We start from the raw sequence: 7860 nt of genomic DNA, 5'->3' as shown, positions 1-7860 counted from the left end.
ATATGCAGCGGAATAGGAATAATATATTTGGGTAACGAGCGCGTGCGATAAAATAAAGCTAATTCTTCTGCAAGATAGTGACCCATCATCGTGGCCATCGCCAAACGTTCTTGAAATTTTAATTGGGTAATAAAAAAATTAATGGGGGCTTCATAATGCCATAATGTTTGGCACGACTGAAAAAGAGGGGGATTTTTTAAACATTGTCCACAGAGTTTTTCTTCATCAAACACCGGCAATGCTTCCCCGCAACGTTCACACGCCAGAGCAACCCAGGGTAAATCGGCTTTACAATCATGGCATAAATAATCGTTCGGACAGGAGATTAATCCACACAACAAACAATATTGAGGAAAAAGTCTGGCCAACGCCCTTTTCACACATTTTATAGTTGACAGAATGGAGCGGCGTTCTATTATAGGCATAATTCAACTCTTGTTTAAGGATAATAATATGTCATTTGCAGTTAGTGGACTTAAATCAGTTAAATCGCGTTTAGATTTTTCCTCGATTCATCCAGCGATTCGTTATGTTAGCTTAGTGATGCTAGGAATCCTTGCCATTGCATTAGGTGCGCATTTAACCATTCCTCTTTTTCCTGTTCCCATCACCTTGCAAACATTTTTTGTCTTGCTCATTGCGATGACCTATGGCTGGCGTTTGGCAACCGTAACGATTGCTGCGTACTTAGCACTAGGGTTATTGAATATTCCAGTGTTTGCTCAAGGCTTTTTTTCACCAAGCGGCGGGTATTTAATAGGATTTTTAATGGCAGGTATTGTGGTGGGGTTTTTGACAGAACGCGGTTGCGCTCGCAATATTATCACGGCATTTTCTATGGCATTATTAGGTAGTGCGTTAATTTATGCTTGTGGTCTTCCTGTCCTCGCTTGGTATTTAGGGAGTTTTCAGCAGGCAATTATCATGGGCTTAGTGCCATTTCTAGCAATCGATTTTTTAAAAATGCTGGTATTAGCGTTTGTTGTTCCGTATTTTTGGCATGAATAAACTTAAGCACTTTTTTTCTCGCTATTTTCACCAAAACGCGGTGCCTCAAGCCGCGTTTTTAGTTGAAGAAATTGGTCGTCGCTTGAGTGAACGCATCGGAATATTACAATTTACTCCACGACGAATTCTCGATTTAACCGTGAATAGTCCCACGCTCACCCAAACCTTAATCACGCATTACCCCTCGGCTACACTCTATGGACTCACGTCTAGTCCAAAACACTCGCTCATTCGTTTGCAAGCATCTCCACGGCAGTTACCGTTTGCCAGTCAGTCAATTGATTTAATCTTGGCGAATTTATTATTATTTTCCGCTGAGCATTTAGCGGCAATGATGATCGAATGGCGACGCCTATTAACGTCCAATGGGGTGATATTATTTGCAACCTATGGAATTGATTCACTAAAAGAATTTCGCCAAGTGGCTAACGCGGATCAGACTATAACTTTTTCGCAGAATTTATTAGACATGCATGATATTGGCGATGCGATGTTACAAGCAGGATTTAACGATCCAGTGATGGATATGGAAATGATCACTTTACAGTATCCCGATAAAAATCAATTATGCGAAGAAATCAGCCGACTTAATCTTCGTGGCTTTAACCCCTCACCTGAATGTTTTCTGGAGTATCCAACTTTAGGAGAAAATAATCATTTATTTCCCGCTAGTTTTGAAATTATTTATGGCCATGCTTGGGGACTCAAACAACGTCGACAAAATGGCGAGACGCGAATTCCTGTAGATAATTTATTGACAAATTTTCGGCGTCAGTAATTTAGAACCTGTTCAAAGTTCCCAAGCTTGAGTCATAAAGTGTCGATTTTTGAGCACGGCAGCGCAGTTTACACGTCAGTAAATGAGCACCGGAGCACAGAAAATCGGCAGTTTATGACCAAGATTGGAGACTTTGAATAGGCGCTAAGAACTTATGCGCGAAGGCGAGGCAGAGGTTCGATTCGCACAAGCCTGTTGAAAAGCCGCACGCGCATGTTGCCCGCATTTTCCGCATTGTTGTGCTACACCTAATTGCTTACACACCTCGCGCAGCGAGCACACACCATTTCGCACGGCTTGTTCAATGTGTTTTTCGGTAACGTTGCGGCATAGGCAAATGTACATGGCAAAAACCTTGAATGAGAATGATTCGTATTAACTATAAGCCTAGGCTAAATGAGAATCATTGTCAATAAGCTTGAGAGCAAGCACGCACTTTCTCCATTGAAAAAGCACTTAATGAGTTGACAAAGCAGGAAATTTTAAGCGACACTGCGCCTCTACATTTCATTATCATTAAACCCTGGAGAATAATATGAGCGTATTAGTTGGTCGTAAAGCCCCGGATTTCACTGCCCCAGCCGTGTTAGGCGATGGCAAAATTGTCGATGCTTATCATTTTGCAGAAGCTACCAAAAATAAATATGCGGTAGTGTTTTTCTATCCGTTAGATTTTACTTTTGTGTGTCCTTCAGAATTAATTGCATTGGATCATCGTATCGAAGATTTTAAACAACGTAATGTGGAAGTCGTGGGTGTTTCAATCGATTCTCATTTTACTCATAATGCTTGGCGCAACACCCCCATTCAACAAGGTGGCATTGGCCCCGTAAAATACACATTGGTCGCCGATATTCATCATGGTATTGCCCGCGCTTATGGTGTTGAACATCCCGAAGCGGGAGTGGCATTGCGTGGTGCGTTTATTATCGATCGTCAAGGTATGGTGCGTTCACAAATCGTCAACGATTTACCACTAGGACGTGAAATGGGTGAGATCTTACGCGTCGTGGATGCGTTACAATTCCATGAAGAACATGGGGAAGTGTGTCCTGCTAATTGGCAAAAAGGTCAAGCGGGCATGAAAGCTAATCCACAAGGTGTTGCGGAATATTTAGCGTCCAATGCCGAAAAATTATAAATGCAACACGAAGGATGTTGAGGTGAGACGCTAAGTTAACGCACTGAAAGCGAATTGATAACTGAGTAGCTTTCGCTCGGCATTACAACCTAACATTCACGCGTGGAGAATATAAAAAGGCTGGGAATTATTCCGGCCTTTTTTATGATCAAAAATTATAGGGAGATAACGATAATGCGAATTATTTTTTCATTGAGTTTAGGGGCAATGACATTTTTTTATTTACCCGTCATGGCGGGAAATCAACGTGCCAATTTAGACTATTTACATCAGCAATTAGCACCCACTTCTTCTATAGCGAATGATTATTATCTAGCAAAATATTTAAAATTTTCCGGCAATTTAAATATCGATTTAGGATTAGCGAATACACTTAAAATGGATCCTTGGACAGGAAAAAATGATCCTGCGGGAATATTTTTCCCTATCAACTCCACACCGTCTGGCGCTAAAAATAAAATTAATTTGGCTAATTCGTGGTTTGATGTCGATGTATTTCCTAGCCATTGGTTAATGGGGCATGTAGAAATTGCTGGAAATAATTCAAACTACACAGCGAATTCTCTGGCGAGCGCTAATCATACGTGGGATATTAACTTTTTGCGCTTAAATGAAGCTTATGCCACCGTAGGCGATTTGCGCTGGTCGCCTTTTTATGTCACCGTAGGACGTAAATATATTAATTTTGGACATTATGAAGATCCTCATACGGTGTTGAATAGTTTAACCCAAGATTTAACTGAAATTAATGCGACTGAAATTGAAGCAGGATATTTACAACCCCAAGGATTTTATTTGGATGGCTATGCATTTCGTGGATTATTAAAACGTTCGAATGGCGCAACCTCTAAAAATGTCGGAGTCGATGCCGGTTATGAATGGCAAGATGATAATAATCACAATGGTTATAATCTTGGGATCAGTTGGATTTATAATATGGCGGATGTGTTAGCGGTTTATCCGATTGTCGTATTTAATCATAGCACGGTAGTCGCCAATACTGTCACCAATGCCTTGCGAACCTTTAATAGTACGGTGGATGGAGTGGCCGTAGGATTAAACGGTCAATGGCAAGATTACGATGCTAAAATTGAATGGGTGAGCGCGCTTTGTCCTTTTTCAGTGAATGATGTCACATTTCAGGGGCACGGTGCAAAACCGAGTGCGGGATTATTAAGCGTGGGTTATCAATTTCAAGCCATGCAATTATCGCAACATGTGGGAATTGGCTATCAACTATCCCGTCAAGCCTCAAGTTTAGGATTGCCACGACAACGTTATTTAATGGATTGGAAAATTCAAGTATTACCCCAGGCGGATCTCATTATGACCTACGCGCGAGATAAAAATTATTCGCTCGGCGATGGTGGGACGAGTAAGTCGTCACAGGCATTCATTACGCGCTTGAGTATTCATTTCTAATAAAAAAGCCCGCAAAAGCGGGCTTTTTTAGATCAATAATGATAATTAGATGGCGTGAATTTTTTCGTTGTTAATTTCACTGGGCAATTTTTCAGAAGCCACAGAAGCTACAGAAGCAACCATATAGCCTACTTCATCCAATTGATCAAAATTGATGATGACTTCGCCTTGTTCGTTTAAATTAAAAATGCTTGCTACATTCATATCATTTTCCTTTTTTCAATTTAGGGAAGTTTGATTATATAGTAAATTTTTTTAAGGATCTAATGATATATTTTGTACAATTTTTTAAATTAACAGAGATTATTTTCGCTTGAATTTTCGGCTTTGCTACTGAGTATGGATTTTTGTTCGCGAGAAATTTTTTGTAAAATCAAGGAGGGTACAGCATAATAGTCGCTGGATAATACTAAACTGAGAAATTTTTCATCAATTTCCAGAAGAAAATGATAATTTAATAAAGGCTCGATCCAGGTTAAACAGGTGTTAATATCAATCGCGGAAGCCGTAGTTTGATTATAACTTAAACATAATTGTTCTAAACTCAGCGCTTTATCCGCTAACAATAATAATTGACGTTGTGGTTCCTGTAATACGGTTATTTGTTGTTGAGCAATAGCGCGAGTGTCAATAACAATTAACGCGGTTTTTTTATCGATATAAAATAAACTGCTATCAGTGTGATGCTTTTGCCATAACTCTAGGGCGTGTTGAAATTCGCTGAGAATAGATTTATCAAGTGAGTAATTAACAGCATCTGCATCAAAATAATAGGCGAATTGATTTAAACTCTCTTGATTAGCAAAGGGAAATAAATAGTGATAAGCCATCACCGGACGCAATTGAGTAAATCCTAATGCTAGCGGGTTTTCAAAATTGGGACTAAAACGATCAATGCGTAGTTGTGCGGTGCGCAGGGGAGGTTGTAAGTGAGTTAAATAGGGAATAAATGCCGTCATCTCCTGATAATCTTGATTTGTTTCTTGCGGAAATCCCCACAGGATATTCCATAAAATACTTATGCCTATTTCTTTTGACCATTTTAATAATTGAATATTTTGATATGCGCTCACACCTTTTCTCATTAATTTTAAAATAGCGGTCGATAAACTTTCAATGCCTGGTTGTAATTTTTTAATTCCCGCCTGCTTTAATAAAAGCAAACGATCTTTCGATAGATTAGCTTTGATTTCATAAAATAATTCAATATTTAATTTGCGTTCAATTAATTGTGGAATAAAATCGTGAAAATATTTCATATCCATAATATTGTCGACGGCATATAAATGACTATTGGGGTATTGCTGCATTAAAGTTTCAATTTCATCAATTGCTCGTTCAGCCAATTTGCTGCGAAAATTCATGGTGCTACCATTTAACCCACAAAATGTGCAATGTTGTTTTTCTCCCCACCAACAACCCCGTGAGCTTTCAAATAAAATATCAATCGGAAATTGATTATCTAATTTTAATTGGCGGATTTGATTAAAATAATCCTGATAATCGGGATAGGGTAATTCATCTAATTGCAGTGTAGAGGGAGTGTTAGTGACTGTTAGCGAGAAAGTTTGCTGACGATGCAGTTTTGTGTAAACACCAGGACTGATAAACGGTTGATTAGAATGTAAGTAATGTTGAATTAATTTTACGATAATAGCATCGCATTCTCCAGAAACTACCGCATCCACAAAGGGAAAATGTTGTAAAGTGGCTAAACCCATCGCCCCTTCGCAATTAGCGCCGCCAAAGATAATAACCGTTTCTGGTGCGGTTTTTTTTAGGCGTTTTGCTAACACTAAGCTTGCTAAATGTTGTTGAAAGACACTGGTAAAACCAACAATTCTTGGTTGCTGAGCTACTATTTTTTCTAAACACTCATCGATAAAATAGGTTGCTTCACGTTGCAGCGTTGCATAACGCCTAAAGCAATTGTCGAGTAAATGAGAAACAGTAGATGGGGGGAGAGTATGGCTTAATTGCTCTAAATAAGTATTAGATTCTCCATACAACGCTTCAGTAAATATCCACTCGCCAATTAAACTGGTGTAGCCAATTTTTTCGGCAGTGAGATCGGCAAGTTGGCGCACATAAGCGATGTCTTCATAATCTGACCACGAAATTTTTTCAGCATAATTAAGATTAAAATTCAACGTATGACAAGCAATCTGTGCTCGCGTTAAATGAGCTTGTATTAAACCGAGTGCAATCGAGGCATGACGAATGGGGGCAAAGGGCATGTTAACGAATAATACCGAAGTGTCAGAAGAGGGTTGCGTTTGTGCAGAACGTGCTGGGAAATTTTTGCGGTGAGTGTTGTTTATCGGCATGCCTCCTCCGCTGCGGATGTGCTCGATTATGTTTTCCAGACATTTTACTGTAAATTACCACAAAAGGAAACTCAGTCGCGACAAAAGTTATACTCGGCATTTGGAGTGGTGCATTTTGTTACAATTTTCGTAAACTGAATAAAATTTTGAACAGTTGTGTGTTATTTTTTCCATTTATCACTATCCAAAATAGATATGTTATAGGTGAAGCAGAATCAATTTTCTTTAAAATTGGCATGGTGAAGTAATTTTCAGCGGATTACTACTTTCACTTTACGGTCGGAAGTTTTAGAATGAACACCTTAACAACCTATTCGTCTAAGCCCCATTATTGCCGAATTTAGGTTTGTGGATAGAGACGATGTCAGAATCGTGTTTGACTGTTAGAGGCTGTTGCAAATTTTTGAGTTGAGATCAGACAAGGTTGATGGTTGAACACCGCAGCACAAAAAATAATCAATGTGGACAAAAATCAGCCGTTAATGGCCAACATTGGAGATTTTAAACGCGCTCTTAAAACTCGGCGGGCTTGATAAATATGACTCCTAATCTAAATGACTTACAAGAATTGCTCGAAGGCAATCTCCCCAAGCTTGATTTAAGTCAATATTCCTATTTGCCCAGTATCAAATACCGCGATAAAATTACTAAGCTCTGTAAAACGGATTTATTAAAAGATATCGATAATTACACGGCCTGCCTCATTCTTAACAATAATCAGAAACTATTACTTTCGAATAATGTCAACGCGTCGACGCCTTATATGATTTATGGGTTACATCGCGGTGACATGTATTGGTGGAAAGATAGTTATCAAATCGGCATTGATCACGATTTTCCAAGCCAAGTACCCGCTGATAATATTCAGCAACTCGTGCGTTCCTATTTGCAAAATCGTTATGGTGTTTATCATACCTATCGAGTCATCCGGCTGAGTTTCGATGTTGTGTTACTCTTTGCGTGTATTTTAAATTCGCCACCAGAACGTCCCGAACTCATTTATGATAAAACCATCGATAATTTAGAAGAATTTACCGTATATTTTTTTGATAACATGATAGAAGAATGCATTCACGAACTGCCCATGCTCAAATTAACGCGGTTTGCCACCGATGTAGATTATCGTAAACGATTTATTAAAGATCGCCATCAAAGTGCGGCACATACCCTATCGCCGCGGGAAG

Annotated in this window: 9 protein-coding genes; 5 read left to right on the top strand and 4 right to left on the bottom strand. The window is 39.2% G+C overall.

Features of this window, described 5'->3' with window-relative positions; all coding sequences use genetic code 11:
• Nucleotides 1-425: ComF family protein (locus KIT27_12065; protein ID MCW5590382.1), on the bottom strand; the 425-nt coding region annotated here is incomplete at its 3' end.
• Nucleotides 426-453: 28 nt separating this feature from the next.
• Here KIT27_12065 and KIT27_12060 point away from each other — a divergent pair.
• Together KIT27_12060 and KIT27_12055 are read left to right on the top strand one after the other, a co-directional pair.
• Complete coding sequence (locus KIT27_12060; GenBank protein MCW5590381.1) at nucleotides 454-1008, top strand: biotin transporter BioY; 555 nt, start codon at nucleotides 454-456, stop codon at nucleotides 1006-1008.
• Nucleotides 1001-1786, top strand: coding sequence for a methyltransferase domain-containing protein (locus KIT27_12055; GenBank protein MCW5590380.1), 786 nt, complete (start codon nucleotides 1001-1003; stop codon nucleotides 1784-1786). Before KIT27_12060 ends, KIT27_12055 begins: the two co-directional genes overlap by 8 nt.
• Before the next feature lie 144 nt (nucleotides 1787-1930).
• Here the strand turns inward: KIT27_12055 and KIT27_12050 are convergent, their stop codons facing one another.
• Complete coding sequence (locus KIT27_12050) at nucleotides 1931-2131, bottom strand: (2Fe-2S)-binding protein (GenBank protein MCW5590379.1); 201 nt, start codon at nucleotides 2129-2131, stop codon at nucleotides 1931-1933.
• A 190-nt stretch (nucleotides 2132-2321) separates the two neighbouring features.
• Between KIT27_12050 and KIT27_12045 the strand changes: the two genes are divergently transcribed.
• Together KIT27_12045 and KIT27_12040 are read left to right on the top strand one after the other, a co-directional pair.
• Nucleotides 2322-2927, top strand: a complete 606-nt coding sequence (locus tag KIT27_12045) for a peroxiredoxin C (protein ID MCW5590378.1) — start codon at nucleotides 2322-2324, stop codon at nucleotides 2925-2927.
• Between the two features lie 174 nt (nucleotides 2928-3101).
• Nucleotides 3102-4349, top strand: coding sequence for an LbtU family siderophore porin (locus KIT27_12040; protein MCW5590377.1), 1248 nt, complete (start codon nucleotides 3102-3104; stop codon nucleotides 4347-4349).
• 45 nt (nucleotides 4350-4394) lie between these two features.
• On the opposite strand, the gene KIT27_12035 is transcribed toward KIT27_12040, so the two are convergent.
• Together KIT27_12035 and KIT27_12030 are read right to left on the bottom strand one after the other, a co-directional pair.
• Nucleotides 4395-4553, bottom strand: coding sequence for a hypothetical protein (locus KIT27_12035; protein ID MCW5590376.1), 159 nt, complete (start codon nucleotides 4551-4553; stop codon nucleotides 4395-4397).
• A gap of 89 nt (nucleotides 4554-4642) precedes the next feature.
• A complete protein-coding gene (locus KIT27_12030) occupies nucleotides 4643-6676 on the bottom strand; it encodes a RiPP maturation radical SAM C-methyltransferase (GenBank protein MCW5590375.1) in 2034 nt (677 codons plus the stop codon).
• A 538-nt stretch (nucleotides 6677-7214) separates the two neighbouring features.
• Between KIT27_12030 and KIT27_12025 the strand changes: the two genes are divergently transcribed.
• Nucleotides 7215-7860, top strand: a 646-nt coding sequence (locus KIT27_12025; GenBank protein ID MCW5590374.1) for a hypothetical protein, incomplete at its 3' end; no start/stop codon positions are given.

It is taken from the genome of Legionellales bacterium, from assembly GCA_026125385.1.
GTDB lineage: Bacteria > Pseudomonadota > Gammaproteobacteria > JAHCLG01 > JAHCLG01 > JAHCLG01.
Note: the sequence above shows the minus strand (reverse complement) of the source record. Positions and strands in the feature narration are given on the sequence as shown.

Coding starts and splice junctions, on each gene's coding strand:
- KIT27_12060 (MCW5590381.1), top strand. CDS start 454: ATGTCATTTGCAGTTAGTGGACTTAAATCAGTTAAATCGCGTTTAGAT.
- KIT27_12055 (MCW5590380.1), top strand. CDS start 1,001: ATGAATAAACTTAAGCACTTTTTTTCTCGCTATTTTCACCAAAACGCG.
- KIT27_12050 (MCW5590379.1), bottom strand. CDS start 2,131: ATGTACATTTGCCTATGCCGCAACGTTACCGAAAAACACATTGAACAA.
- KIT27_12045 (MCW5590378.1), top strand. CDS start 2,322: ATGAGCGTATTAGTTGGTCGTAAAGCCCCGGATTTCACTGCCCCAGCC.
- KIT27_12040 (MCW5590377.1), top strand. CDS start 3,102: ATGCGAATTATTTTTTCATTGAGTTTAGGGGCAATGACATTTTTTTAT.
- KIT27_12035 (MCW5590376.1), bottom strand. CDS start 4,553: ATGAATGTAGCAAGCATTTTTAATTTAAACGAACAAGGCGAAGTCATC.
- KIT27_12030 (MCW5590375.1), bottom strand. CDS start 6,676: ATGCCGATAAACAACACTCACCGCAAAAATTTCCCAGCACGTTCTGCA.